Consider the following 25,665-nt stretch of genomic DNA (forward strand, 5'->3'; position numbering starts at 1 on the left):
AGCCGCCGCTGCCAGGGCTCGCCGGCCGCCCCTCCGACCGGGGCATCGGGACCGCGCGCTCCCGGTGACCTAGGCTCGGGAGCGGTTCGGCTGGAGGAGGAGAGGCGTTGCCTCGAGAGAGCGGGGGCGCCGACGTCCTCACGGTGCTGCGGTCGGCGACGGCCCCGGAGCACGAGCGCGTCGAGGAGATCCTCGGCCTCGTGGACCCGGAGCTCACCCGGGAGCGGCTGGCCGTCGTCCTCACCCTGATGCTCGGTTTCTGGCTGGCCGCCGAGGAGGGGCTGGACGCCTGGGCCGAGCGGGAACCCGCCGCCGCCGAGGCCCTCACGTGGAGCCGGCGCCGCCGTGCCGGGCTGTTCGCCGCCGACCTCGCGACCCTCGGGCACGCCGACGGGCTCCCCGCCCGTCCGGAACTCCCGCCCGTCGCCGACACCGACGCCGCGCTCGGCCGGATGTACGTGCTGGAGGGCTCCACCCTCGGCGGCACGTTCATCGACCGGCACCTGGCCACGCTGCCGGATCTCTCCGGCGGCGTCCGGCTCCGCGCGTTCAGCCCGTACGGCCCCGACACCGGCCCGATGTGGCAGGCCTTCCGGCGCGCCGTCCGGGGGCACGTGGCCGGCGGCGGGGACGCCGACCGCGTGGTGGGCGCCGCCCGCGGCACGTTCACGGTCCTCGCCGACTGGTGCTCCGCCGCGCGGACGGCGGACGGGGCGTGAGCGGGGAGGTCGAGCTCCTCCCGCCCGGGACGCCGATCGACCTGAGCAACTGCGAGCGCGAGCCGATCCACGTGCCGGGCAGCATCCAGCCGCGCGGCGTGCTGCTGACCGTCGACGAGCCCGGGCAGGTGGTCCAGCAGGCCTCGCGCAACCTGGCCGACCTGATCGGCGTCCCGTGGGAGTCCGCGCTGGGCCGGTCGCTGGCGGAGGTGCTCGGGGTGCCCGCCGCCGACGCGGTCGCCCGCTCCGCCAGCGCCTTCGGCGACCTCCGCGAGCGGAACCCGATCGAGCTGACCCTCGACGTCGGCGGCCAGCCGGTGCCGGTCGACGCGATCCTGCACCGCGTGGCGCTGCGCGCCGCCGGCGACGCCACCCCGGATCTGCCCGCGGTCACGACGCTGGTGGTCGAGCTCGAGCCCGCCCGCGGCCCGCGGCCCTTCTCGTTCCCCAACACCTACCAGGCGGTGCGCGGCACCGTCGGCGAGCTGAACCGCGCCTCGTCGCTGCAGGAGCTCTACGACATCACCGCCCGCGCGGTGCAGTCGCTGACCGGCTTCGACCGGGTGATGGTCTACCGCTACGACGCCGACTACAACGGCGAGGTCGTGGCCGAGGCCAAGGTCGACGGCCTGAACTCGTTCCTCGGGCTGCACTACCCCGCATCGGACATCCCGGCCCAGGCCCGGGCGCTGTACGAGAAGAACTGGATCCGGCTCATCTCCGACGTGGACTACGCGCCGGCGCCGATCGAGCCGACGGCGCACCCGGCGACCGGTGAGCCGCTGGACCTCACCTACTCCACGCTGCGCAGCGTCTCGCCGATCCACTGCGAGTACCTCGGGAACATGGGCGTGCGCGCCTCCATGTCGATCTCGCTGCTGCGCGACGACCGGCTGTGGGGGCTCATCGCCTGCCACCACTACGCGGGCACGCACGCCCCGCCCTTCGCCACCCGGGCGGCCGCGGAGTTCCTCGGCTCGACGCTGTCGCTGCGGCTGGTCGACCGCGCCTCGGAAGAGGAGGTGCACCGCGCGCTGCGGGTGCGCTCGACCCTCGCCTGGCTCACCGCCGCCACCCTCGACGAGGACCGCCCGCTCACCGACACCCTGCTCGGTTCCCCGAGCCTGCTGGACCTCATCCCCGGCGAGGGGGTGAGCGTGTGCCTGCAGGGCGCCGCCGGCAGCCGGGGCGCGCCGCTGCCCGAGGGGATCGCGGCCGCCGTCGCCGCCTGGGCCGCCGGCCTGGGGGACGACGTCGTCGCCACCGATGCCCTGCCCGCCCTCGCGCCCCAGCTGGGCGCGCCCGTCGACGTGGCCTGCGGCGTGCTCGTGCTGCCGCTGCTGGAGGGCCAGTACCTGCTGTGGCACCGGGGCGAGACGGTGCAGCAGATCGACTGGGGCGGCGACCCGGACAACAAGGCGATCGCCGAGCGCGAGGGCGACGAGATCCGGCTGAGCCCGCGCAAGTCCTTCGAGCGGTGGCGGGAGACCGTGCGCGGCCGGTCCGAGGCGTGGACCCCGCAGGAGATCGCCGAGGCCACGGAGCTGCGCACGCATCTGCTCGAGGCGCTCTACGCGCGGCAGCGCAGCATCGTCCGCGCCGCCGAGATCCTGCAGCGCAGCCTGCTGTCGGACCCGCCCAGCCGCCCGGACCTGCGCATGGCCGTGCGCTACGTGCCCGCCACGCGCGAGGCCCAGGTCGGCGGCGACTGGTACGACGTGTTCACCCAGCCCGACGGCTCCACGGTGCTGGTCATCGGCGACGTCGTCGGCCACGACACGGCGGCCGCGGCGGACATGGCGCAGCTGCGCGGCCTGCTGCGGGGCATCGCCTACGACAACGCCGCCGGCCCGGCCTGCGTGCTGGGCCGGCTCGATGCCGCGATCGAGGGCCTGGGGCTGGGCGCCATGGCCACGGTGCTGCTGGCCCGGCTCACGCCCGGGGTCGACGGGCGCGTCACGGTCCGCTGGGCCAGCGCCGGCCACCTGCCCCCGCTGGTCGTGGACCCCGACGGCACGGTGCGGGTGCTCGACGGCGGCCGCCCCGGCCTGCTGCTCGGCGTCTCCCCCGGCGCCCACCGGTCCGACACCGACACCGTCCTGGCCGACGGCTCCACCCTGGTGCTCTGCACCGACGGCCTGGTGGAGCGCCGCGACCAGCTGTTCGACACCGGGGTGGAGCGGCTGCGGGATGCCCTCGCCGAGCTGCGCTCGGCCCCCGTCGAGGAGGTCTGCGACGGCGTGCTGGCCCAGCTCGTGCCCGACGGGGCCGAGGACGACGTCGCGCTCGTCGTCGTCCGCCTGCAGAGCTGAGGCGGCGCTACCGCTCCGGTGCGCTGAACTCCGCCTCCAGGCCGTCGCCCTGGAGGCCGCCCTTCGCCGGCAGCGGCACCTCGTCCGCGGCGGCGCGCAGCTCGGCGTCGCTGCCGCGGTCCAGGCTCTCGACCCCCCGTTGCAGCTCCGCGAGCAGCCGCTGCTCGTCCGGGCTCAGGTCTCCCCCGCGCAGGCGCTCGCCGGGCGCGCCGGCGTCGGATCCGCTCGCCATGCCCGAGTCGGGCAGGTCGAGCTCGTCGGGCTCGGTCATCGCGACACTCCTCAGCGGGGGAAGTTCGGTTCGAGACGGGGCACGATCTGCATCTCGGGCACGAAGGCCGACGGGTGCAGGGTGATGAGGTAGCGGACCATCTCCGCGACCGCGGACGGCGGCATCATCAGGTGCGGTGGGATCCCCCACTGCTCCATCATCGGGGTGTCCATCGCGGCGGGGATCACCGCCTGCACCCGGCAGGGAAACGGCCGCTCGGTGCCGTCGTCGGCCCGGGTCGCCTTCTCCCTCAGCTCCCGCTGGATGCACCGGGTGGCGTTCAGGAAGCCGGCCTTGGAGCCGTTGTAGGCGATCGCGCCGCTGCCGGAGGTGACGGCCGAGAGGCTCACGATGTGGACGACGTCGGCCGTGCGCCCCTCGGGCAGGTGCTGGACCCGCTTCATGAACTCGCTGGTGAGGAAGAGCGGGCCCTCGCAGTTGACCGCCTGCACCCGCTGGTAGTCGGCGAGGTCGATGTCGGTGACGTAGCCGGGCCGGTCGATGCCCGCGACGTTGACCAGGACGTCGAACGCGTCGCCGTGCTGCTCGAACAGCTGCGCGACCACGGCCCGGCGGCCGGCGTCGTCGGTGACGTCCAGGGCGACGACGTCGGCCTTTCCGCCCGCCTCGCCGACCAGCTGCGCCGTCCGCTCGCTGCCCGCGGCGTCGATGTCGGCGACGACGACGTGCGCGCCGGCCCCGGCCAGCGCGACGCAGGTGGCCCGCCCGAGCCCGCTCGCCCCGCCGGTGACGAGGGCGACCCGCCCGTCCAGCGACCGACTGCCCGCCATCCTCGCCTCCCCCACGCCGTCCGCGCCGCCGCGACCACGGCGTCCCCGCCAGCCTCGCCGATGCCGCCGGATGCCGCAGGTCGACGACGATCCGGGCGACTCCGCCCTTCTGCCCCGGGCAATACCGCGCTTCTGCACGGAGCAACAGAGCCCTTCCGCACCGGTGGCCGCCCCCCCGCACCGCCGGTCAGCGCGGCGCGGCCCACACGTCGGCCAGCGTGACCGTCTCCAGCGCGCGCTCCTCGATCAGCTCCACCAGCTGGTCGAGCACCGTGGTGACGGTGTCGTGGTTGGCGTGCCCGATCACGATGCACTGCGCGGCGAACCACCGCCGGGCCGCGGCCATCAGCTCCTCCGCCCCGAGCACCCGGTGGTCTCCCAGCGTGCCCTCCCACATGGCGACGGTGGGGTGCCCGCAGTCGGCGGCGATGCGGTCGACCCGCTCGTCGCGGGAGCCGTAGGGCGGCCGGAAGAACGGGGTCTCCCCCGCGCCGAAGGTGTCGGCGAGGAACCGCCGGTTGCGGCCGATGTCCTCGGCGACCGCGGCGTCGTCCAGGGTGCGCAGGTCCGCGTGCGACCAGGTGTGGTTGCCCAGCGCCACCTGCCCGGAGTCCACCAGCGGTCGCAGCGCGCGGGCGTTGTCGGACCAGGAGCGGTAGCAGCCGTTGGGGAAGAACGTCAGGCGCAGCCCGGTGTCGGCGGCGAGCTCGGCGAAGGCGGCGACCACGGCGGAGCTGACGCCGTCGTCGATGGTGAGGGCGAGCCGGCTGCCGGTCCCGGGGAGCCGGTCGACCACCCCGGACGGCGGCGGGCTGGTGCCCGGAGGCTGCTGGGGGGTGGCCGCGGCGGGCAGGGCCACCGGCCACGCCCCGCCCTCCCGGTCCGCCACCAGCTCGGCGGTTCCCCGGCCGACGGCGGCACCGAGCACCCCGCCGGCCGCCAGCAGCAGGAGTCGTCGGCGGTCCACGAGGCGGGACGCTAGGGAGGCCGCTGCGCGCGTCCCGGCCAGCGACACCCCGGCACCCGCGCGCCCGCCACGCGCCGTCGTCCCCCGGCTACGGCTCCGCCAGCACTTCGCGCGCGACAGTCTCCTCAGGCGGCCGGGACGAGCCCGGCGGTCTCGATCAAGCGCGCCTGCTCGCGGCACCACGGCGACCAGGCGTCGCCCTCGGTCTCCTGCCGGCGCCGGAACGCCGTCCACTCCAGCAGCTGCCAGTCGCCGACCTCGGTCGGGTCCGGCGCCGGGGTGCCGGTGAACCGGCCGAGGTAGACGGGGCAGATCTCGTTCTCCACCACGCCACGGAACTCGGCGCGGTAGCGGTAGCCGGGCAGCGCCGGACGCAGGTCGGCGACGCCGAGGCCGAGCTCGAAGCCGGCCCGGCGGGCGATCGCGGCGGCGTCGTCCTCGTCGGGGCCGGGATGCCCGCAGACCGTGTTGGTCCACATCCCCGGGAACGTCTGCTTGTCCGCCGCGCGGCGGGTCACCAGGAGCCGCCCGTCGTCGGCGAACAGGTAGGCGGAGAACGCCCGGTGCAACGGCGTCTCCCCGTGGTGCACCAACGGCTTGGGCATGCTGCCGATCGCCGTTCCGTCCTCGTCGACCAGCACGATCAGCTCCTGAACCACTCCTGCAGTGTCCCCGATCGTCGGCCCTCGGGGATCGGGGCATTGATAAACCGAGCGACCGGTCGGACAATGCCCTCATGACCGGCGCCCGCCTCCGCTGGCACGAGCGGCTCCTCGAGGTCCGGATCGCGCGCCGTGGCGTCCGGACACGGGTCACGCTGCTGGTCGATTCCGCCCCCGCGGCCGAGGTGGACGGCCTCGGCCTGCTCCGCCTGCCGGTCCGCCTCGGCGACGGGAGGGCGGCGGTCGTCGTCGTGGTCACCCCCCTGCCCGGCGTGGCACTGCGCACGGTGCTGCTGCGGCCGGCCGCCGACGCCCCCGGGGACGACGACGCCGATCCCGATCCCGATGCGGACCCCGCCGCCCTGGCGACCGCCGAGCGCCACCCCTTCTCCCCCGCACCCGGGACGGCGGCCGCGCGCGTGCAGGCCTTCGAGCAGCGGCACCCCCGGCTGTGGGCCACCCGGCACGTCGTCCTCGGCGTCGGCAAGGCGCTGGCCGCGCTGCTGGGGCTGGCCGTGCTGCTGCAGGCGCTGGTGCGGCCACTCCTGCAGTGGCTGGCGGGGCTGGTCCCCGCCCTCGACCTGCCGTCGATCCCCTGGCCGGACGTCGACCTGCCCTCGATCCCGTGGCCCGACGTGGACCTGCCCGACCTCGCGCCGCCCGGCTGGGTGGCCGCGGTGCTCGCGACGGCGAAGTTCTGGGTCCCGGTGCTCGTCGGCGTCGTCCTGGCCGTGCGCGAGGCCCGTCGCCGGCGCCGGCCACCCCCGGGAGAGGATGACCCGGATGCGCACCGTTGACCCCGTCCGGCACCGGGAGCGCCGGATGGCCATCGTGGGGGCGGCGCTGGAGCTGTTCGCCACCCAGGGCCTCGCCGGCACCACCACCGCCGAGATCGCCCGCGCGGCCGGCATCTCCAGCGGCGCGCTGTTCCACTACTTCCCGTCCAAGCGCGCCGTCTTCCTCGCGCTGTTCGACGCCGACCGGGAGGAGTGGGACGAGGCCTTCGCCGCCGCCCGACGGCAGCCGGACCCGTGGACGGCGCTGACCGGCATCGTCGACCGGCTGGCGGCCGAGGCGGCCCATCCGCTCATGGCGGGGCTCGTCGTCGAGGTGCTGGCCCAGGCGCACCGCGACCCGGAGGTGGCCGGGCTGGTCGCCGCGAACGACCGCCGGATGCTCGCCGGCGTCGCCGAGCTGGTCGAGCGGATGTGCCGGGACGGGTCGGCCGACCCCGGCATGCCCGCCGCGACGGCGGCCCGCTGGGTGCTCACCCTGACCGACGCCTTCCAGACCCGGGGCTATCCCGAGCCCGACCGGGACCGCGCGGCCGAGGCGGCCACGGCCACGCTGCTGATCGCCCGGGTCCTGCGCCGCACCGGGCCGGGTTCCCCCGGCCGACCGCGCCGACGGACCGGCTGACGGCGCCGTCGCACCGGCTGGCGGTCCCGGCGGCCCGGGGGCAGGGTCGCGGCATGGACAGCTTCCGCCGCCAGGGCATGGAGTTCGACGTGCGCGACGCCGGCCCGGCGGACGGTGTGCCGGTGGTCCTGCTGCACGGTTTCCCGCAGGACTCCAGCGCCTTCGACCGGCTGGCGCCCGTGCTGCACGGCGCGGGGCTGCGGACCCTCGCCCCGGACCAGCGCGGCTACTCCCCCGGCTCCCGCCCCCTCGGGCGCGCCGACTACCGGCTGCGGGAGACCGCGCAGGACGTGCTGGCGCTCCTCGACGCCGCCGGGCTGGAGTCCGCACACGTCGTGGGCCACGACTGGGGCGGCATCGTCGGCTGGGCGCTGGGCGCCTGGTACCCCGAGCGGGTGCGCACCCTCACCGCGCTGTCGGTGCCGCACCCCGCGGCGATGGCGAAGTCGCTGGTGACCAGCGACCAGGGGCTGCGGTCGGCCTACATGGCGCTGTTCCAGCTGCCGGTCGTCCCGGAGCGCCTGCTGCTGGCCGGGGGCGGGTCGGCGCTGCGCCGGGTCCTGCACCGCGGAGGGTTGCCGGACGAGGTGGTCGACCGCTACGTACGGCGGATGCAGGAGCCCGGCGCCCTCACCGCGGCGCTCAACTGGTACCGCGCGCTGCCGTTCGGCGCCCGGGACGCGATCGGCCGGGTGGGGGTGCCGACGCTGCACGTCTGGAGCACCGGCGACCCCTTCCTGGGCCGCGCGGCCACGGACGCCACCCGGCAGTACGTGACCGGCCCCTACCGGCTCGAGGTGATCGAGGGCCTGCCGCACTGGATCCCCGAGCTCGCCGCCGAGCGCACCGGCGAGCTGGTGGTGGCGCACGTCCGGAGTCTCGATCCGGCCTGACCGCGCGCAAATCGCTGGCGGGCGTCCGGAGAATCGTCGCCGTGACCTATCCGGCCGGCCCCAGAACCGTTCCCACCCGCATCCGCGAGCGCGTCGGCTACGACCGCGCGACCGTGCACGCGGTCCTCGACGAGGCGCTGGTGTGCCACGCCGGGTTCGTCGTCGACGGGCGGCCCGTCGTCCTCCCGCAGTTGCACGCCCGCATCGACGACCGGCTCTACCTGCACGGCTCCACGGGGGCGCGCGCCCTGCGCCGCGCGATCGACGGCGGGCTCGACGTCTGCGTGACCGTGACGCTCGTGGACGGGCTGGTGCTCGCCCGCTCGGCGTTCCACCACTCGATCAACTACCGGTCGGTGGTCGCGCTGGGCACCGCGACCGTCGTCACCGACCCGGAGGAGAAGGCGCGCGCCCTGTCGGCGCTGGTGGACGGCGTCGTCCCGGGGCGCAGCGCCGGAAGCCGCGCGCCCGACCGCAGGGAGCTCGCCGCCACCACGGTGCTGGTGCTCCCGCTGGAGGAGGTGTCGGTGAAGGTCCGGACCGGCCCGCCGAACGACGACGCCGAGGACCTGGACCTGCCGTACTGGGCCGGGGTGCTGCCGCTGCGCGGCGTGGCCGGCGAGCCCGAGCCGGGGCCGGACCTGGCCGCGGGCATCGCCGTCCCCGAGCACGTCCGGGCGTACCGGCCGTAGCTCGTGCGGCCGCCCGGCGGGAAGCGAGGGGGTCCTGGCTCAGGCGACGTGGTGGGCCGGGGTGCCCTCGACGAGGCCGACGTGGGTTCCGCGGGGGCGGGACGCCGACGCCGGGACGCGCAGGGGAACGGTGCACCCGGAGCAGTCCAGCCGGTCACCGGGGAGGACGTCGGTCCGCGTGGTCGCGAAGCAGTGCGGGCACCACACGCGGCGCTGCTCGTGGGCGGTGATCACAGCACGGACCTCGGCGTCCACCAGGCCCAGCCGGATCGCCGCGTCCCGGGCAGCGCGCACGTCGGCCTCCGGGCCGGCCAGCATCAGCCGCCAGCCGACGTGCGCCGCGGTCACCAGCCGCTCCAGCTCGGTCAGCGTGACCATGTCGGCCGTCTGCGCGGCCGCCCAGGTGACCGGGGTGCGTGCGGGGACCTGTTCGATCCAGCGCCGGACGACGCGCATGCCGACCGCACCGAAGCCCAGCATGCCGATCGCCCGGGCGGAGGGGTCGACGACGACCTCGGGAGCCGCCTCCGAGAGGACCGGCGGCACGGGCTGTGACATGGAGGCTCCGGGGGGAGAAGCGGTGGTGGTCCCACCACGGTAGGGACCAATGACCCTCGCGGAGGTTACCGGATCGTTACTTCCTGTCCACTCCCGGCGACCGATCGCTCCGACGGGCCCGCGATCGGCACCGCGGCGCCCCCTCCGCGGGGTGTCCCGTTGCCCGCCGGCCTCCCGAGACGCTCCGCGTGACCCCGCCGGGACCGGGGTAGCGCCGACGGGTGAGCACGCACGCCCCGCCCGCCGCGCCCACCCGGTCCCAGCGGCTGGACCGGCTGCCCTTCACCCGCGAGCACGGCCGCCTCGTCGGCGGCTCGGGCATCGGCTGGGCCCTCGACGCCATGGACGTCGGTCTCATCTCCTTCGTCATGGCGGCGCTGCGCGAGCAGTGGTCGCTGAGCTCGACCCAGCTGTCGTGGATCGCCTCGATCGGCTTCGTCGGGATGGCGCTGGGGGCCACGCTCGGCGGCCTGCTCGCGGACCGCTTCGGGCGGCGGCAGGTCTTCGCGCTCACGCTGCTGCTGTTCGGGTTCGCCACCGGCGCGGCGGCGCTGTCCTGGTCGGTCGGCGCGCTGCTGGTGTTCCGGTTCCTCATCGGCCTCGGGCTGGGCGCCGAGCTGCCCGTCGCCTCCACCCTGGTGAGCGAGTACGCCCCCGCGCGGCTGCGCGGGCGGATCGTGGTCGCGCTCGAGGCGTTCTGGGCGGTGGGGTGGCTGCTCGCGGCGATCATCGGCTACGTCGTCGTCCCGCGCAGCGACGCCGGCTGGCGCTGGGCCCTGCTGCTGGGCGCCGCGCCGGCGGTGTACGCGGTGGTGGTCCGCCGCGGGCTGCCCGAGTCGGTGCGGTTCCTCGAGCTCCGGGGCCGCACCGGGGAGGCCGAGGCCGCCGTCCGGCGGTTCGAGCGCTCGGCCGGGGTGGCGCCCCCCGCCGGGGAGCCTCCGGCGGGCGACGCCGCACCCCCGTCGGTCCCCGCCTCCCCGGCGCGGCTCTGGGACCCCGCCCACCGCCGCCGCACCGCGGCGCTGTGGACGGTCTGGTTCGGCATCAACTTCGCCTACTACGGCGCCTTCATCTGGCTGCCCACGCTGCTGGTCGCCTCCGGCCTGTCGCTGGTGCAGTCCTTCGGGTACACGCTGGTGATCACGCTGGCGCAGCTGCCCGGCTACGCGGTGGCCGCCGTCCTCGTCGAGGTCTGGGGGCGCCGGCCGACGCTGGCGACCTTCCTGGCGGGATCCGCGCTGAGCGCCGGGCTGTTCGCCGTCGCCGACGGCACGGCCACGGTGCTCGCGTTCGGCATGGCGCTGTCGTTCTTCAACCTGGGCGCGTGGGGGGCGGTCTACGCGGTGACGCCGGAGGTCTATCCGACGGCCCTGCGCGGCACGGGCGCCGGCGCCGCGGCCGGCTTCGGCCGGATCGCCTCCATCGCGGCCCCGCTGTGCGTCCCGCCGCTGCTGGACGCCGGCGGCGAGCCGCTGGTCTTCGGGGTGTTCGCGGCCTTCTTCCTGATGGCGGCCACCGCCTCGCTGTGGCTGCCCGAGCAGCGTGGCCGGACGCTGGAGGACGCCGCCTGACCCGCGGCCGACGGGTGGACGCCGGTCGGCACGGGTAGCGGCAGCCCATGGCCGACTCACCCGGACACCTGCAGGGCCTGCGGGTCGCCGTCACCGGCGCCAGCGGCAACGTCGGGACCGCCCTGCTGCGCCGGCTGACCGATCCCGCGCTCGGCGTCGCCGAGGTGCGGGGGCTGGCCCGCCGGCAACCGCCGGAGCTCACCCCGTACGCCGGTGTCGACTGGCACCTGGTCGATCTCGGCGAGCCGGCGAGCGAGGAGCGGCTGCCCGAGTTCGTCGCGGGCGTGGACGCCGTCGTGCACCTGGCCTGGGCCCTGCAGCCCGGCCGGCGCCCCGGGTTGCTGCACGCGGTCAACGTCGACGGCACCTACCGGGTGGCCCGCGCCGCGGCCCGCGCCGGGGTGCCGCAGTTCGTGCACATGTCCTCCCTCGGCGCCTACGCCGCCGGTGCCCGGGACCAGCAGGTGAGCGAGAACTGGCCGACGACGGGCATCCCCAGCTCGCAGTACAGCCGCGACAAGAGCGCGGCCGAGCGGGTGGTGCGCCAGGTGCTCGGCCACCGCCCGGACACCGTGCTGACCGTCGTCCGCCCCACCCTGGTGCTGCAGCCCGACGCCGCCAGCGAGATCGGCCGCTACTTCCTCGGCCCGCTGCTGTACGCCGCGGCGCGAGCGCTGCCCGGGCCGGTGGCACAGGCGCTCCCGCTCCCGCTGCCGGCGCTGCGCGTGGGGTTCGTGCACGCCGACGACGTCGCCGACGCGCTGGTCCGCATGCTCGACCGCCGTGCTCCGGGGCCGTTCAACCTGACCGCCGAACCCACGCTGGACGCCGACGGCCTCGCCCGCGCGCTCGGCACCCGACGCATCGCGGTGCCGGCGGTGGCGCTGCGGGCGGCGCTGGCGGCGGCGCACGCGGCCTACCTGGTCCCGACCGAGCCCGGCTGGCTGGACCTCGGCCTGGGCGCGCCCGCGCTCGACGCCACCCGCGCCCGCACCCAGCTCGGCTGGGCGCCGATCCACGCCGGCGACGACGTGCTGCGCGAGTTCGTCGCGGCGCTCGGCCGCGGGGACGGCGCCCCCGGCCCGCTGCTGGCCCCGGCCGGCTGACCGACCGCGGTCAGCTCACGACGTCCTCGCGGGCGCGGAGGATCGCGCGCAGCCGTTGCTCGACCTCGTCGGTGCTGTGGTCGTCGGTGAACACGTAGTCCCGTCCCCGGCGGATCGCGTCGACGACGTTGGCGGCCACCTGCTCGGCGGTCACCGTGCCGTAGGGGTTCATGCCCGTCCTGATGGCGCCCGGCATCACGACGCTCACCCCCACCGGCGCCCCGAGGGCCGCGAGCTCGGCGCGGAGCACGTCGGACAGCCCCAGCAGTCCGTGCTTGGCGACCGTGTAGGGACCGAGCTTCGCGATGATGTTGACGGCGGCCATCGATGCCGTGTTCACGACGTGCCCCTCCTCGCCCGTGGCCAGGATGCGGGGCACGAACGCCCGGATGCCGTGGATGACCCCCCACAGGTTCACGTCGAGCACGCGGTGCCACTCCTCGAGCGACAGCTCCCACGAGTTGCCCCGGTTGACGATCCCGGCGTTGTTGACCGCGACGTTCACCCCGCCGAACCGGTCGACGGCGACCCGGCCGAGGTCCTCGACCGCGGCCGGGTCGCGCACGTCCACGGTCGCCGCCAGCACCTGCGCGCCCCCGGCGGCCAACCGGTCGGCGTGCCCACGGACGGCGTCGGGGTCGAGATCGGCCAGCACCACGCGCATGCCCTCGGCCACGAACGCCTCGGAGACCGCGAGCCCGATGCCGCTGCCCGCCCCGGTCACCACGGCGACGCGGCCCTCCAGGCGCTGCATCCCGGGGCCGCTCAGGGCCGCGGCCAGGCGACGGCCTTGGTCTCGAGGTACTGGTCGAACCCGTAGCTGCCGTTCTGCCGGCCGATGCCGCTGCTCTTGTACCCGCCGAAGGGCATGTCCGGGCCGTAGGTGTTCCCGCCGTTGACGGTCACCTGCCCGGCGCGGATCCGCTTGGCGATCGCCCGACCGCGCTCCAGCGATCCGGACCAGACGCCCCCGCCGAGGCCGTACTCGCTGTCGTTGGCGATCCGCACGGCGTCCTCGTCGTCGTCGAAGGGGATGACGACGAGCACGGGGCCGAAGATCTCCTGCTGGGCGATCGCCATCGAGTTGTCCACGTCGGCGAACAGGGTGGGCTCGACGTAGTACCCCTTCGGCAGGTGCTCCGGGCGCTTGCCGCCGAGCACCAGGCGCGCACCCTCCCGGACCCCCGTGGCGATGAGCTCCTCGACGCGGTCGCGCTGCTTGGCCGAGATCAGCGGGCCCATCATGACGTCGGGCCGCTGCGGGTCGCCGTACGGGACGTTGGCGAACATCTGCTCGATGATCGCGAGGCCCTCGTCGTAGCGGGAGCGCGGCAGCAGCATCCGCGTCTGGATCGCGCACCCCTGGCCGGCGTGGTAGCAGGCACCCATGCCGGCCATGACGGCCGTGGGCAGGTCGGCGTCGTCCAGCACGATGGTCGCCGACTTGCCGCCCAGCTCCAGGAACAGCCGCTTCATCGTCGCGGCGCCCTTCTCCATGATCCGCCGGCCCACGGCGGTGGAGCCGGTGAAGGAGATCAGGTCGACGAGCGGGGAGAGCGTCAGCTGCTCCCCCACCAGGTGGTCCGAGGAGGTGACCACGTTGAACACGCCCGCGGGGATGTCGGTCCGCTCGGCCACGAGCCGGCCGAGGCGGGTCGCGGTGAAGGGGGTGTCCGGCGCAGGCTTGAGCACCACGGTGTTGCCGGTGGCCAGCGCCTGGCCGATCTTGTTGAGGTTGACCTCGAAGGGGAAGTTCCAGGGCGTGATCGCCCCGACGACGCCCACCGGCTCCTTCCAGACCTGCCGCACGTGGGTGCCGTCGCCGCCCAGGCCGGGGCCGTCGGGCAGCTCGGTCACCCACGGGTACTGCTCGATGAACTTGGCCGGCCACTTCAGGCCGTCCTCGAGGGGCGACTCGAACTGCGGCCCGGCGGTGATCATCCGCGGGCAGCCGACCTCGGCGATGAGCTCCTCGCGGATCTCCTCGCGCTCGCCCTCGAGCGCCTCCTGCAGCTGGCCGAGGCAGCGGGCGCGGAACGCGTGGTCGGTCGCCCAGCTCGTCTCCTCGAAGGCGCGGCGCGCGGCGACGATCGCCCGCTCCATCTCCGCCGCCGAGGCGTCGGCGACCTCGCCGATGACCTCCTCGGTGGCCGGGTTGACGTTCTCGAACGTCCGCCCGGAGTCGGCGAGGACCAGCTCGCCGTCGATCAACATCCGCTTCTCGCCCTGGGACATCGTCCTGGCCTTCCGTGCTCGTCGGTGAGCTGAGGGTCCTGCTGTGCCGTGGACCGCCGGCGCGTGGCCGACGGAGGTGGGAGGAGCCCACGGCGTCCCGCCGGTCCCGAACCGGGACCGGCGGGACGCCGTGGCGGAGCGGTCAGCCCCGGTAGTCGCTGGTCGAGGCCAGCTCGGCGGCGTCCGCCATCATCGACAGCGCGATCGGTCCGAAGGCCTCGCGCGTGGAACCCGGCGTCGAGCGCTGGAACCCCTGCTCCAGGACGATGGCGTGCTTGAACTTGATCAGCACGTTGTAGTAGTCCATGTCGTCGACCTGGCGGCCGGCGCTCGTCGAGAAGTGCTCGAGCAGCTCCTCCCGGCCGGGCATCCCGCGCAGGTCCACGTAGCCCTGACCCTTCTCCGTGGGCGCGTCCGGGTCGTCGGGCCAGCCGCCGACCACGAGGGCCAGGTCGAGCTTGGGGTCCCCGATGGTGCCCATCTCCCAGTCGATGATCGCCGCGAGCCGGGCGGGAGCGCCGTGCTTGAACATGACGTTGGCGAACTGGTAGTCGCCGTGCATCAGGCCCGGCACGAAGTCCAGCGGCTTGTGGCTGCGCAGCCAGGCCGACGTCTCCTCGAAGCCCGGGAGCTGCCGGGCCCCCTCGACCCGCTGGAGGAACGTCGTCCAGCGGTCGACCTGCCGCTCGTGGAAGTTGTCCGGCCGGCCCAGGCCCTCGAGCCCGGCCGCCTTCCAGTCCAGCTTCGACATCAGGGCGATGCCCTCGACCAGCTGCAGCGCCAGGCCGCGGCGGGCCGACAGGTCGCTGCCGAAGGGCTCGGGCCACTTGCGGTCGGCCATGTTCATCGGCGACCAGCCGTCGACGAAGCCCATGATGTAGAACGGCCGGCCCAGCACCGAGGAGTCCTCGCACACCGCGATGGCGGGGGTGTGCGGCACCTCGCTGCCGTCGAGCGCGGCGATGATCCGCCACTCCCGGAGGATGCCGTCGTCCCGCTGGGCGGGGGCGTCGGTCGGCGGCATCCGGAGCGCGCCGTGGACGTCGCCCCGCCGGATCTCGTAGATCTCGTTCTGCGATCCGCCGGAGACGAACCGGTGCTCCAGCGGTGCGCCGACGGCCACCCCCTGGGAGTCGAGCCATGTACCGAGCCGCTCAACGTCCAGGGTCTTGGCGCCCTCCTCCACGGCGGTCACGGCTGGGCCACGAGCTCGGCGTCGGGGTGGACGGCCTCGACCCGGCCGGCCCCGGCCGCGGCGTTGGCCCGGACCGATGCCTCGGTGCCCGGCCAGGGGTAGTCCGACTGCACGGTGGGCACGGTCCCCGGGAAGGGCTCGGTGGGCGACGGGTTCACCTGGGTCATGCCGAACTTGGCCAGCGCGGCCGCGCGCTTGGCCGGGACGAAGGCGCTGGGGTTGCCGTCGACCGGGGTGTAGTCGCGCAGCACCTGCCGGGCGACGGTCACCTGGTGCACCTCGGTCGGCCCGTCGACGACGGCCATGGTCTCCGCGCCGAACATCATGTGGGCCAGGGGCATGTCGTTGCTGACGCCGAGGGCGCCGTGCAGGTGCAGGGCCCGCTGGGCGATGTCGTGGTAGACCTTCGGCATCACGGCCTTGCAGGCGGCGATGTCCTTGCGGACCTTGCGGTAGTCGTTGTACTTGTCGATCTTCCAGGCCGTCTGCAGCACCATCAGCCGGAACATCTGCAGCTGGGCCCAGGAGTCGGCGATGTAGCCCTGGACGAACTGCTTGTCGGCCAGCAGGGTGCCCTGCGTCCGGCGGCTGATCGCCCGCTCGGCCAGCATGTCCAGCGCCTGCCCGGCCTGCGCGATCGTGCGCATGGCGTGGTGGATGCGCCCGCCGCCGAGGCGGGTCTGGGAGATGACGAACGCCTGGCCCACGCCGCCGAGCACCGAGTCGCCCGGGATCCGGACGTCGGTGAACCGCAGGTCGGCGTGCAGCGCCTCGTCCTCGGTGTCGAACGCCAGTCCGACGTTGCGCTCGATGCGGATGCCGGGCGTGGTGGCCGGCACCAGGAACATCGTCATGCTCTTGTACGGGTCGGCGTCGAGGTCGGTCTTCGCCATCACGATGAAGAACGACGCCGTCTTCGCGTTCGAGGCGTAGTACTTCGCGCCGTTGATGACCCAGTCGTCGCCGTCGCGCACGGCCTTGGTGGTGAACTGCTTGGGGTCCGACCCGCCGTGCGGCTCGGTCATCGCGTAGCAGGAGAAGATCTCCCCCTCCAGCAGCGGCTTGAGGTAGCGCTCCTTCTGCTCCTCGGTGCCGTAGTGGGCCAGGATCTCGGCGTTGCCCGTGTCCGGCGCCTGCGTCCCGAAGACGATCGGCGCCCACTGCGACCGGCCCAGGATCTCGTTGAGCAGGGCCAGCTTCACCTGCCCGAACCCCTGCCCGCCCAGCTCCGGCGCGAGGTGGGTCGCCCAGAGGCCCTGCTCCCGGACCTTCTCCTTCAGCGGCTGGACGACCTCACGCGCCTTGCCGCGCAGCGGATCGAACATCTGCATCGGGAAGGCCAGGTCCAGCGGCTCGACCTCCTCGCGCACGAAGCGGTCCGCCCAGTCCAGCTTCTCCTGGTACTCGGCGTCGGTCTCGAAGTCCCACGACATTGCTTGTTTCCTTCCGACTCACTGCTCAGTGCTGTCCCGATCAACGCTGTCCCGACAGTGACAGGACAAGGTTCTTGCCGTCAAGAACAACATTCTGGCATCCTTTCCGTCGACCGGGCATGACGTGCATCACAATCTGCCAGCACCACCGGCCCGGGCACAGACCCATCCGAGGAGCGAACTCCGCCGCTCGACGTCCCACCGGTCCACCGCACCACCTGGCACTGCTCATCGACGAGGAGACGACGGACTATGCGAACGAGACGACTGACGGCGATCGCCGGTACGGCCGCACTGCTGATCGCCATGGCTGCGTGCGGGAGCGACGACGAGGAGGGCGGCGACGAGAGCTCCAGCGGGGGCGGTGGCGGGGGCTCCCAGACGGTGAAGGTCGGCATCCTCACCCCGCTGAGCGGACCCGCCGCGGCCACCTACGGCGACGCCGCCCGGACCGGGGTCGAGGCCCGGCTGGCCGCGTACGCCGAGGAGGGCGGCGAGTGCGCCGACGTCGAGTTCGAGGTCGTCGAGGCCGACACGGTCGATCCCGCCGGCGCGCTGACCAGCGCGCAGCGCCTCGTCCAGCAGGAGGAGGTCTACGCCATCCTGTCGACGTCGCCGTTCGTCTACGGCGCGTCCGCCTACCTCACCACGCAGGCCTCCGACGTCCCGGTCCTCGGCGACGCCTCCGACCAGGACCCGGGATGGCGGGCGCTGGACAACAACATGTTCCAGGCCCAGCCCATCCCCGACGCCGGCGCGGCCTACACCGTCATCGGCGACTACTTCGACACGATCGGCGGGACGAAGATCGCCGGGGCCTCCTTCCCGGTCGCCAGCTCCAGCGGCGCCCTGGACGCGGCCGCGGTGTCGGCCGAGGAGGCCGGCCTCGACGTGGGCTACCTCAACACCGAGGTGCCCTTCGGCTCCACGGACGTCGGGGCCATCGTGCTCGGCATCCGGGACTCCGGCGCCGACGTCCTCTACCTGCCGATCACCTTCGACACGGCGCTGGCGATCGTCGAGGGGCTGCGGCAGAACGACGTCGAGCTCGCGGGGATCCTCGCCGCGACCGGCTACGGCAACGACCTGCTCGAGTCCGAGCCGGCCGTGGCGGCCGCGCAGGGCGTGAGCTTCTCGATCGCCTACGCCCCGGTCTCGCTCGGCACCGAGTCGACCGAGCGCCTGGCCAACGCCGTCCGGGAGCAGGGCATCGAGTCGGGGATCCCGACCTACGGCATGGTCTCGGGCTGGTTCAACGCGGATCTGCTGATCTACGGGCTCGAGCAGGCCGGCTGCGACGCCTCGCAGACCGACTTCATCGCCGCCGTGAACGAGAGCGACAGCTACGACGGGAGCGGGCTGTTCCCCGCTCCGATCGACTACACCACCACGGAGGCCGACGAGCTGTGCCAGTACTTCGTGACGCTGGAGGGCGAGGAGTTCGTCGCTGTGGAGGGTGCGGCGCCGCTGTGCGGCACACGCATCGAATGACCTGACCCGGTGGTGGACGGTCGGGCCGGCCGGTCCCGTGCGCATTCGTCGCGCGGGCGGTCGGCCCGACCGTCGTCCACCGACCGACACACCGAGCGCAGAGCAGAGGAGCAGGGATCGACGTGGGTAATTCGATGGAGGGCAAGGTCGCGTTCGTGACGGGCGCGGCCCGCGGTCAGGGCCGCAGTCACGCGGTGCGTCTGGCCGAGGAGGGCGCCGACATCATCGCGATCGACATCTGCGCGAAGATCGAGTCGTCGTCGCACAGCATGGGCACCGAGGCCGACCTGGCCGAGACCGCGAAGCTGGTGGAGGCACTCGACCGGCGGATCGTCACGCGGGTCGCCGACGTGCGGGAACGGGCCCAGCTCGCCGCCGCCGTCGAGGCGGGGGTGGCCGAGCTCGGCCGTCTCGACGTCGTGGTCGCCAACGCCGGCATCTCACCGATGGGCCCGGACGTCCCGGTGATCGGGTTCTTCGACGTCCTGTCGGTCAACCTGTGCGGCGTGATCAACACCGTCGAGGCGGCGTTCCCGCACCTGGGCCCCGGCGCCTCGATCGTCTGCACCGGATCGATGGCCGCGCTGATGCCCGGCGCGATGGACAGCCCGGAGGCCGGGCCCGGAGCGGCCGCCTACGGGCACGCCAAGCGGGAGGTCGCCCGGTTCGTGCACGACACGGCGCTGCAGCTGGCCCGCCACTCGATCCGGGTCAACGCCGTGCACCCCGGCAACATCGAGACGGACATGCTGCACCACGACGCGATGTACCGGCTGTTCCGGCCCGACCTGGAGAACCCGACCCGGGACGACGCCCTCCCCGCGTTCGGCGCGATGCACAAGATGCCGGTCACCACCATCCCGCCCCGGGACATCAGCGAGGCCGTCCTGTTCTTCGCCTCGGACGCGTCGCGGTTCGTGACCGGCGCCCAACTGCGGGTGGACGCCGGCGCCCTGCTGCCGATGATGAACTCGGGAGCCCCGGCGTGAGGGCCGGCGACCTCTACCACGTGGGCATCGTCACCGACGACCTCGACGGCGTGCGCGACGAGATGTCGGAGCTCCTCGGGTACGAGTGGACCCAGGAGGTCACCGCCCGCACGGCGGTCTGCCTGCTCGGGGTCGACACGGCCCTGGACCTCCGCCTGGTCTACTCGCGGACCACGCCGCGGGTCGAACTGGTCGCCAGCCTGCCCGGCAATCCCGTGTGGACGCCCGCCGGCGGCTCCGGCGTCCACCACCTCGGCTACTGGTCCGACGACCTGGCGGCCGACCGGGCCGAGCTGGAGGAACGCGGGTTCGTCGCCGAGGCTCTGGGGCAGGAGCCGGGCGGGCCGGCGATGTGGGGCTACTTCGCCCGCGAGGGAGCACCCCGGATCGAGTTGGTCTCCCGCGCGATGCAGGAGTACATGGAGCAGTCCTGGCGCGCCTAGGGCGGCGCCGGCCGGGGTGCGGGACGCCGTGATGTTCCCCCGCACCCCGGCCGAACTGGCGCCGCTCCTGGACCTCCGCCCCCGGGAGCGCGGCTTCACCGTCGACACCCTGCCCACCGACCACGGGGCGATCCTGGGCGCCCACGAACTCCTGCAGCAGGTCCTGGCCGCCGAGCGGGCCGCCCCCGGCAAGCGCGTGCTCTCGCTGCACACCGTCTTCTCCTCCGGTGGCCGCAGCGGCGAGCCGGTCGACATCGCTGTCGAGACCACGCAGAGCGGGCGTTCCTTCGCGGGGGTGACCCTGACGCTGACCCAGGGACCGCTCCTGATCAGCCGGGCCGTCGTCCTGCTCACGGCGGACGAACCCGACACCCTCCACCACCGCGCGCCCGGCCCGCGCCCCGCGCCCCCGGACGACTGGACCGAGATCGACTGGGGGCTGTGGCCCGGCCGCACCTGGCAGCGGGCGCCCGGGGAGTCCGGCGAGGTGGCGCAGCGGCTGGCCACCGAGGGGCTGGCCGGCGACCCCGGGGTGGAGCGGGGGCTGATCGCCATGTCGACCGAGGCCCTGGTCATGTCCGCGCTGATCACGCGGCTGGAGGGGGGCTTCGCGTTCCGCCAGGGATCGAGCAACGTCCTCGCGCAGAGCGTCACCTTCCTCGAGCCGGTGGACGGCGCGGAGGCGCTGGTCGTGACCGCGGTGCCCACCTACGCCGGTCGCGGGCGGGCGCACGGCACCGGCACGGTGACCGACGACGACGGGCGGCTGCTGGCCACGTTCCAGACCACGGGCGTGCTGCGGGGGCCGTCTCGCCCGCCGGCCTGACGCACGCCCGTAGGATCGAACGACTGTTCTGGCTCCCTGGAACAGGGATCTGACGGGAGACACCATGAGCGAGGAAGTCCTGGGGCGTGTCGTGCAGCGTGCCCTCGCCCAGCGCGGCATGACCTACGAGGAGGAGGTCCGCCGGCTCCTCGACGCCGGGCTCGAGGTGATGATCCGCTGCGGAACCGCCGCCAGCCCGCGGGTGTCCGACATCGTCGCCGCCGCTGGGCTGTCCAACGACGCCTTCTACCGGTACTTCCCGTCCAAGGGTGCCCTCGTCGCGGCGCTGCTGGAGCACGGGACGGAGCGGCTGCGCAGCTACCTGGCCCACCAGATGGCGAAGGAGTCCACCCCCGAGGGCCGCATCCGGCGCTGGGTGGAGGGCGTCCTCATCCAGGCCCAGGACGACGTCGCCGCCACGACCCGGGCCGTCATGTGGAACGCGCCCACCGCCGGCAGCGGCGCTCCGTACGGGCGACACTTCGCGAGCGAGGTCCTGGCCGCGCTCATCGAGCCGTCCTTCGCCGAGCTGGGCAACCCGTCGCCCGAGCGGAACGCGACGTTCGTGACGTACGCGACCCTGGGCGTTCTGGCCGAGCACGTGTGGGCCGAGACGGTGCCCACGGCCGCGGAGCAGGACGAGCTCGTCACCACGTGCCTCACGGTGGCCCGGGCGGCGGACCGGGCTCCGGCGGGCGTCCCGCAGGCCGGCCCGGCCTCCTGAGGGAGGCCGCCCGGGCAGCCCGGGCGGCCTCCCTCAGCGGATCGTCTCCTCCACCGCGCGGGCGACCGCGTCCAGCGCGCGCACCACCTGCGCCGCCCGTCCTCCGTCGGGCACGGTGACGGCGAGACGCGCACTGCGGCGCTCGCCGAGTACCAGACCCGACGACCGCCGGTACGACACGACGGTCGAGACGACGGGTCCCAGGGTCGCGATGCCGCGCTCGACGCCGAGACCCCAGTCCCCCAGCGGGCGCGCCCGGGTGGCGCGCGCGTCGACCACCGTGAGCGTGCCCCCGTCGGCGCTCGGGACGTCGGCCCCCAGCGAGCCCCGCAGGGCGGCGACGGCGTGGGCCGAGCGATCGACCGCGCGGTCGGCCCGGGCGCCGGCGAGTCCCCCGTCGGTGGGCGCCACGATCCGCAGCGCGGAGCCGTCGTCGATGAGCCCCTCGCGGGCGCACGCCACGACCAGCGCGGCGACGACCTCGGCGAACAGGTCGTCCGCCGGCCGCTCCGCGAGGCGGGTCACGTCGAGGTCGACCTCCGCGGAGAACGGGACCCCGGCCGCCTGCCCTCCCGGGCCGCCCGCCGGGGACGGCACCGGCGCGGGGGGCGACGCCGTTGCCATCGCCGGCGCGGGAGGCAGCACCGCCGCCGGCGCCGGCGCGGGAGGCAGCACCGCCGCCGGCGCCGGCGCGGGAGGCGGCACCGCCGCCGGCCCGGCGACCCGCCGGACGAAACCCTCGGGAGCCCGCTGCGGCTGGTCCGCCGCCCGCGGTGCGCGCTGCACCCTCATCGCGTGCCCACCTCCATGAGCCGGCGCAGGGCGTCGGCGATGACCCCCCGGTCGGGTAGCCAGGCCTTCTCCAGCGCGGGCGAGTACGGCGCGGGCATCGCCTGCGGCGCGACGCGGACGACCGGCGCATCGAGGTGCCAGAAGCCCTCGTTGGCGGCCAGCGCCGCGATCTCGGCGCCCACCCCGAAATCCATCACGGCCTCGTGGGCGATCACCAGCCGCCGCGTGCGCCGGAGCGACTCGAGCACCGTGGCCCGGTCGAACGGCGCGATCGTGCGCAGGTCGACGACCTCGACCTCGATGCCCTCGGCGGCGACCTCCGTGGCGGCCGCGAGCACCTCCTGCAGCATGCGGGACCAGGTGACCACCGTGACGTCGCGGCCGGGCCGCACGATGCGCGCCTTCCCCAGCGGGATCAGGTGGTCGGCGTTGGGCCGGGGCGCCTTCATGCCGTACTGGAGGCGGTTCTCGACGAACACCACCGGGTTGGGGCTGCGGATCGCCGACCGGAGGAGGCCGTAGGTCTCGACCGGGTCCGACGGCATCACGACGGTCAGCCCGGGGATGTGCGCCAGCAGCGCCTCCAGGCTCTGCGAGTGCTGGCTGCCCGAGGAGCGGCCGGCGCCGAACTGGGTGCGCACGACCAGCGGCAGCGAGGCCTTGCCGCCGGTCATGAACCGCAGCTTCGCGGCCTGGTTCATCAGCGCGTCCAGGCAGACCCCGATGAAGTCCATGTACATGACCTCGACGACGGGACGCATGCCCGCCATGGCGGCCCCGACGGCGCCGCCGACGATGGCCGTCTCCGAGATCGGGGTGTCGCGCACCCGGCCGGGGAACCGGTCGGCGAGACCGCGCGTGAGGCCGAAGACGTTCCCGCCGCGGCCGACGTCGATGCCCGCGACGAAGACGGTCGGGTCGTTCTCCAACTCGTAGGTGAGCGCCTCGCGGACGGCGTCCATGGTCTTGAAGACCTCGCCCTTCTCGGGCACCTGCTCGGGGGTGTCGTCGGACTCCACCCACACGAAGTCGAGCAGGTCGGCCGGGTCGGGGAACGGCGACCGTCGGGCCGCGTCGATCGCCGCCCGCACCTCCGCCTCCACCTCGCGGTCGATTCCGTCGGCCACCTCGGCGTCGACCCCGAGGTCGGCCAGCCGGGCGCGGGCGACGACGAGCGGGTCGCGCAGCTTCCACGCGGCGAGTTCCTCGGCCTCGCGGTAGCGGATGGGGTCGCCCTCGTAGTGACCGTGCCAGCGGTAGGTGTCCGCCTCGACGATGACCGGGCCGGCCCCCGCCCGGAGCTCGCCGACCAGCCGCTGCATGAGCTCGGCCACCGCGACGACGTCGTTGCCGTCGACCGACTCGTAGCGCACGCCGTACCCGACGGCCCGCAGCGCCAGCCCGGCGCGGGTCTGGTCCTCCTCGCGGGAGAACTCGGAGTAGTGGTTGTTCTCGCAGAAGAAGACGACCGGGAGGTCCCAGACGGCGGCCAGGTTCACCGACTCGTGGAACATGCCCTGGGCCACGGCGCCGTCACCGAAGAACCCGACCGCGACGCCGCCGTTCCCGCGGATCTGGGCCGCGGTGCCCGCTCCGGTGATGATCGGCAGGCCGGCCCCCACGATGCCGTTGGCGCCGAGGATGCCCAGCCGGGGGTCGGCGATGTGCATCGAGCCGCCGCGGCCGGAGCAGGTGCCGCCCTCGCGGCCCATCAGCTCGGCGAACATCTCCGTCATGTCCAGGCCCTTGGCCAGGCAGTGGCCGTGCCCGCGGTGCGTGGAGGTGATGGCGTCGTCGTCGCGCAGGTGCCAGCAGGCCCCGACCGCCGTCGCCTCCTGGCCGATCGACAGGTGCACGAAGCCGGGCACCTCGGTGTCGGCGTACAGCTTCGACGCCGCCTGCTCGAAGAGCCGGATCCGGACCATCCGCCGGTACATCTCCACGACCTCGTCCGCCGGGAGCGCCCCGGCCGGGCTCGGCGGGGATCCGGCGGCCGTCGCCTCGCGGGTGTCGGCAGCTCCTTCGACGCTCATGAGTCCTGCACCTCGGGCATCGTCCGCAGCTCCCTCTTCACGACCTTGCCCGACGCGGTACGGGGCAGGTGCCCCACGACCGTCGTGTACGCCGGGACCTTGAACTTGGCCAGCCGCGCCCGGCAGAACGCGGCGACGTCCTCCGGGGTGAGCGTCGCCCCCTCGCGGACGACGACGAACGCGTGCGGCACCTCGCCCCACCGGTCGTCGGGGTGGCCCACCACCGCGGCCTCGAGGACGTCGGGGTGCTCGTAGAGCACGCGCTCGACCTCGGGCGTGGCGATGTTCTCCCCGCCGGAGACGATCATGTCCTTCTTGCGGTCCTCGATGTAGAGGAACCCGTCCTCGTCGAGCCGGCCGACGTCACCGGTCTTGAACCAGCCGTCGACGAACGCCCGCTCGGTGGCCTCGGGGTCGCGCCAGTAGCCGGCGAACACCTTGGCGCCGCGGACCAGGATCTCGCCGACGGAGCCGGCGGGGACGTCGTGGCCGTCCTCGTCGCCGACCCGCACCTCGTGCTGGGAGAGCGGCTTGCCGACCGACCCGAGCTTGGCGCGCATGTGCTCGTACGGCAGGAACGTGTCGCTGGAGACGGTCTCGGTGAGGCCGTACGCGTCGGCGAACCAGACGTCGGGCAGCACGTCGAGGATCTGCCGCAGCCGCGCCTCGGGCATCTTCTCGCCGCCGGACATGATGACCCGGAGCGCGCCGAGGTCGGCCGACGCCAGCCGCTCCTGCTGGAGCAGGCCGTTGACCATGGCCGGCGCCAGCCAGACCGTCGTCGCCCGGTGCCGCTCCATCAGGCCGATGAGGTCCGGTGCGTCGAACCGCCGCTGGACCACGAGGCTGCCGCCGACGTGCAGCGTCGCGAGGCCGCCCATGTCCAGCGCGCCCACGTGGTACAGCGGCCCGGCGACGGCCGTGACGTCCCGCGCGGTCAGGCCGAACTCGATGATCAGCCCGAGGTTCTTCGCGACGAGGTTGGCGTGGCTGATGCACACGCCCTTCGGCCGCGACGTCGTGCCCGAGGTGTACATCAGCCGCTGGAGCGCCGACCCGGGCACGTCGGCGACCGGGACGACGGCGCCGGCGTGGGCGCCGACGAGGTCCTCGTACCCGGTCCACGCCTCCGGCGCCGTTCCCCCGCCGACGACGACCCGGGTGCGCAGACCCGGCAGCTGCGGCAGCACGTCGGCCAGCTGCGGCAGGAACTCCGCGTCCGCGACCAGGACGGTGGCCTCGCTGTGCCCGAGGACGTACTCCCACTCCGCCGGCGCCAGTCGCACGTTGAGCGGCAGGAACGCCGCCCCGATGCGGTTCACGGCGTAGACGAGCTCCAGGAACTCCAGGCAGTTGGGCAGCAGCAGCGCGACGACGTCCCCGCGCCGGACGCCGCGGTCGGCCAGCGCCGCGGCGAGCGCGTTGACCCGCTGCAGCAGTTCGGCGTTCGTCCGGGTGGTCTGGTCCTGGGTGAGGACGACCTTGTCCGGGCGGCGGTCGGCGGCGTGGTCGAGGGTGGCGGCGAAGTTGTCCATGACGGGTC

The 25,665-nt window shown here is 74.3% G+C and carries 25 protein-coding genes; 13 read left to right on the forward strand and 12 right to left on the reverse strand.

All coding sequences use genetic code 11. The features are described 5' to 3' along the window. Nucleotides 1-107 precede the first annotated feature (107 nt). Both BMY88_RS14645 and BMY88_RS14650 read left to right on the forward strand, forming a co-directional pair. Nucleotides 108-719: a biliverdin-producing heme oxygenase gene (locus BMY88_RS14645; protein WP_091944819.1), complete on the forward strand. Its 612-nt coding sequence runs from the start codon at nt 108-110 to the stop codon at nt 717-719. Next, nucleotides 716-3,031 carry a SpoIIE family protein phosphatase gene (locus BMY88_RS14650; RefSeq protein WP_091945329.1) on the forward strand — a complete coding sequence of 772 codons (2,316 nt, stop codon included), beginning with the start codon at nt 716-718 and terminating at the stop codon, nt 3,029-3,031. Before BMY88_RS14645 ends, BMY88_RS14650 begins: the two co-directional genes overlap by 4 nt. Nucleotides 3,032-3,038: 7 nt before the next feature. On the opposite strand, the gene BMY88_RS14655 is transcribed toward BMY88_RS14650, so the two are convergent. From BMY88_RS14655 to idi, 4 genes are all read right to left on the reverse strand, one after another. Continuing rightward, a complete protein-coding gene (locus BMY88_RS14655) occupies nt 3,039-3,302 on the reverse strand; it encodes a hypothetical protein (protein ID WP_091944822.1) in 264 nt (87 codons plus the stop codon). An 11-nt stretch (nt 3,303-3,313) separates the two neighbouring features. Next, a complete protein-coding gene (locus tag BMY88_RS14660) occupies nt 3,314-4,093 on the reverse strand; it encodes an SDR family NAD(P)-dependent oxidoreductase (RefSeq protein ID WP_091944825.1) in 780 nt (259 codons plus the stop codon). A 187-nt stretch (nt 4,094-4,280) separates the two neighbouring features. After that, nucleotides 4,281-5,060 (reverse strand): polysaccharide deacetylase family protein, encoded by a 780-nt coding sequence (locus BMY88_RS14665; RefSeq protein ID WP_091944828.1) that lies wholly within the window; start codon nt 5,058-5,060, stop codon nt 4,281-4,283. Between the two features lie 125 nt (nt 5,061-5,185). After that, the gene (gene idi / locus BMY88_RS14670) at nt 5,186-5,719 is read right to left on the reverse strand and encodes an isopentenyl-diphosphate Delta-isomerase (protein ID WP_091944830.1); all 534 of its coding nucleotides are present in this window, start codon (nt 5,717-5,719) and stop codon (nt 5,186-5,188) included. Between the two features lie 77 nt (nt 5,720-5,796). On the opposite strand from idi, the gene BMY88_RS14675 reads away from it, so the two are divergent. The 4 genes from BMY88_RS14675 to BMY88_RS14690 are packed head-to-tail and all read left to right on the forward strand — an operon-like array spanning nt 5,797 to nt 8,726. Continuing rightward, entirely contained in the window at nt 5,797-6,519 is a 723-nt protein-coding gene (locus BMY88_RS14675) for a hypothetical protein (protein WP_091944833.1), read from the forward strand. Beyond that, nucleotides 6,506-7,141 (forward strand): TetR/AcrR family transcriptional regulator, encoded by a 636-nt coding sequence (locus tag BMY88_RS14680; protein ID WP_091944836.1) that lies wholly within the window; start codon nt 6,506-6,508, stop codon nt 7,139-7,141. Before BMY88_RS14675 ends, BMY88_RS14680 begins: the two co-directional genes overlap by 14 nt. A 53-nt stretch (nt 7,142-7,194) precedes the next feature. Then, nucleotides 7,195-8,034 (forward strand): alpha/beta fold hydrolase, encoded by an 840-nt coding sequence (locus BMY88_RS14685; RefSeq protein ID WP_091944838.1) that lies wholly within the window; start codon nt 7,195-7,197, stop codon nt 8,032-8,034. Nucleotides 8,035-8,075: 41 nt separating this feature from the next. Then, nucleotides 8,076-8,726: a pyridoxamine 5'-phosphate oxidase family protein gene (locus BMY88_RS14690; protein ID WP_244524698.1), complete on the forward strand. Its 651-nt coding sequence runs from the start codon at nt 8,076-8,078 to the stop codon at nt 8,724-8,726. Between the two features lie 39 nt (nt 8,727-8,765). Here BMY88_RS14690 and BMY88_RS14695 read toward each other — a convergent pair whose 3' ends face one another. Further along, on the reverse strand, nt 8,766-9,284 hold the full coding sequence (locus BMY88_RS14695) for a dimethylamine monooxygenase subunit DmmA family protein (RefSeq protein ID WP_139220486.1): 519 nt from the start codon (nt 9,282-9,284) through the stop codon (nt 8,766-8,768). Between the two features lie 221 nt (nt 9,285-9,505). On the opposite strand from BMY88_RS14695, the gene BMY88_RS14700 reads away from it, so the two are divergent. Beyond that, on the forward strand, nt 9,506-10,855 hold the full coding sequence (locus BMY88_RS14700) for an MFS transporter (RefSeq protein ID WP_091944847.1): 1,350 nt from the start codon (nt 9,506-9,508) through the stop codon (nt 10,853-10,855). A gap of 47 nt (nt 10,856-10,902) precedes the next feature. Beyond that, nucleotides 10,903-11,961: an NAD-dependent epimerase/dehydratase family protein gene (locus tag BMY88_RS14705; protein ID WP_091944850.1), complete on the forward strand. Its 1,059-nt coding sequence runs from the start codon at nt 10,903-10,905 to the stop codon at nt 11,959-11,961. A gap of 10 nt (nt 11,962-11,971) precedes the next feature. On the opposite strand, the gene BMY88_RS14710 is transcribed toward BMY88_RS14705, so the two are convergent. The 4 genes from BMY88_RS14710 to BMY88_RS14725 form a co-directional block, all read right to left on the reverse strand. Next, a complete protein-coding gene (locus tag BMY88_RS14710) occupies nt 11,972-12,715 on the reverse strand; it encodes an SDR family NAD(P)-dependent oxidoreductase (RefSeq protein ID WP_091944852.1) in 744 nt (247 codons plus the stop codon). 11 nt (nt 12,716-12,726) lie between these two features. After that, complete coding sequence (locus BMY88_RS14715) at nt 12,727-14,196, reverse strand: aldehyde dehydrogenase family protein (protein ID WP_211435666.1); 1,470 nt, start codon at nt 14,194-14,196, stop codon at nt 12,727-12,729. A 142-nt stretch (nt 14,197-14,338) separates the two neighbouring features. Beyond that, the gene (locus BMY88_RS14720) at nt 14,339-15,391 is read right to left on the reverse strand and encodes a phosphotransferase family protein (protein ID WP_211435667.1); all 1,053 of its coding nucleotides are present in this window, start codon (nt 15,389-15,391) and stop codon (nt 14,339-14,341) included. Next, the gene (locus BMY88_RS14725) at nt 15,388-16,824 is read right to left on the reverse strand and encodes an acyl-CoA dehydrogenase family protein (protein WP_091944855.1); all 1,437 of its coding nucleotides are present in this window, start codon (nt 16,822-16,824) and stop codon (nt 15,388-15,390) included. The genes BMY88_RS14720 and BMY88_RS14725 overlap by 4 nt, the downstream gene beginning before the upstream one ends. A gap of 252 nt (nt 16,825-17,076) precedes the next feature. Between BMY88_RS14725 and BMY88_RS14730 the strand changes: the two genes are divergently transcribed. The 5 genes from BMY88_RS14730 to BMY88_RS14750 all read left to right on the forward strand — a co-directional run bounded on the left by BMY88_RS14730 (nt 17,077) and on the right by BMY88_RS14750 (nt 21,297). Beyond that, nucleotides 17,077-18,315: an ABC transporter substrate-binding protein gene (locus BMY88_RS14730; protein ID WP_091944858.1), complete on the forward strand. Its 1,239-nt coding sequence runs from the start codon at nt 17,077-17,079 to the stop codon at nt 18,313-18,315. Between the two features lie 122 nt (nt 18,316-18,437). Beyond that, entirely contained in the window at nt 18,438-19,304 is an 867-nt protein-coding gene (locus tag BMY88_RS14735; protein ID WP_170861120.1) for a mycofactocin-coupled SDR family oxidoreductase, read from the forward strand. Continuing rightward, complete coding sequence (locus BMY88_RS14740; RefSeq protein WP_091944864.1) at nt 19,301-19,747, forward strand: VOC family protein; 447 nt, start codon at nt 19,301-19,303, stop codon at nt 19,745-19,747. The genes BMY88_RS14735 and BMY88_RS14740 overlap by 4 nt, the downstream gene beginning before the upstream one ends. 31 nt (nt 19,748-19,778) lie before the next feature. Beyond that, nucleotides 19,779-20,573: an acyl-CoA thioesterase domain-containing protein gene (locus tag BMY88_RS14745; protein WP_170861121.1), complete on the forward strand. Its 795-nt coding sequence runs from the start codon at nt 19,779-19,781 to the stop codon at nt 20,571-20,573. Between the two features lie 64 nt (nt 20,574-20,637). Beyond that, on the forward strand, nt 20,638-21,297 hold the full coding sequence (locus BMY88_RS14750; RefSeq protein ID WP_091944873.1) for a TetR/AcrR family transcriptional regulator: 660 nt from the start codon (nt 20,638-20,640) through the stop codon (nt 21,295-21,297). 33 nt (nt 21,298-21,330) lie between these two features. On the opposite strand, the gene BMY88_RS23885 is transcribed toward BMY88_RS14750, so the two are convergent. The 3 genes from BMY88_RS23885 to BMY88_RS14765 are packed head-to-tail and all read right to left on the reverse strand — an operon-like array spanning nt 21,331 to nt 25,657. Continuing rightward, nucleotides 21,331-22,089, reverse strand: coding sequence for a hypothetical protein (locus tag BMY88_RS23885; RefSeq protein WP_170861122.1), 759 nt, complete (start codon nt 22,087-22,089; stop codon nt 21,331-21,333). Further along, nucleotides 22,086-24,122 carry an alpha-ketoacid dehydrogenase subunit alpha/beta gene (locus BMY88_RS14760; protein WP_091944881.1) on the reverse strand — a complete coding sequence of 679 codons (2,037 nt, stop codon included), beginning with the start codon at nt 24,120-24,122 and terminating at the stop codon, nt 22,086-22,088. Before BMY88_RS14760 ends, BMY88_RS23885 begins: the two co-directional genes overlap by 4 nt. Continuing rightward, nucleotides 24,119-25,657 carry an acyl-CoA synthetase gene (locus BMY88_RS14765; RefSeq protein ID WP_091944886.1) on the reverse strand — a complete coding sequence of 513 codons (1,539 nt, stop codon included), beginning with the start codon at nt 25,655-25,657 and terminating at the stop codon, nt 24,119-24,121. Before BMY88_RS14765 ends, BMY88_RS14760 begins: the two co-directional genes overlap by 4 nt. Nucleotides 25,658-25,665 lie beyond the last annotated feature (8 nt).

The sequence above is a fragment of the Trujillonella endophytica genome (assembly GCF_900110555.1).
Lineage (GTDB): Bacteria > Actinomycetota > Actinomycetes > Mycobacteriales > Geodermatophilaceae > Trujillonella > Trujillonella endophytica.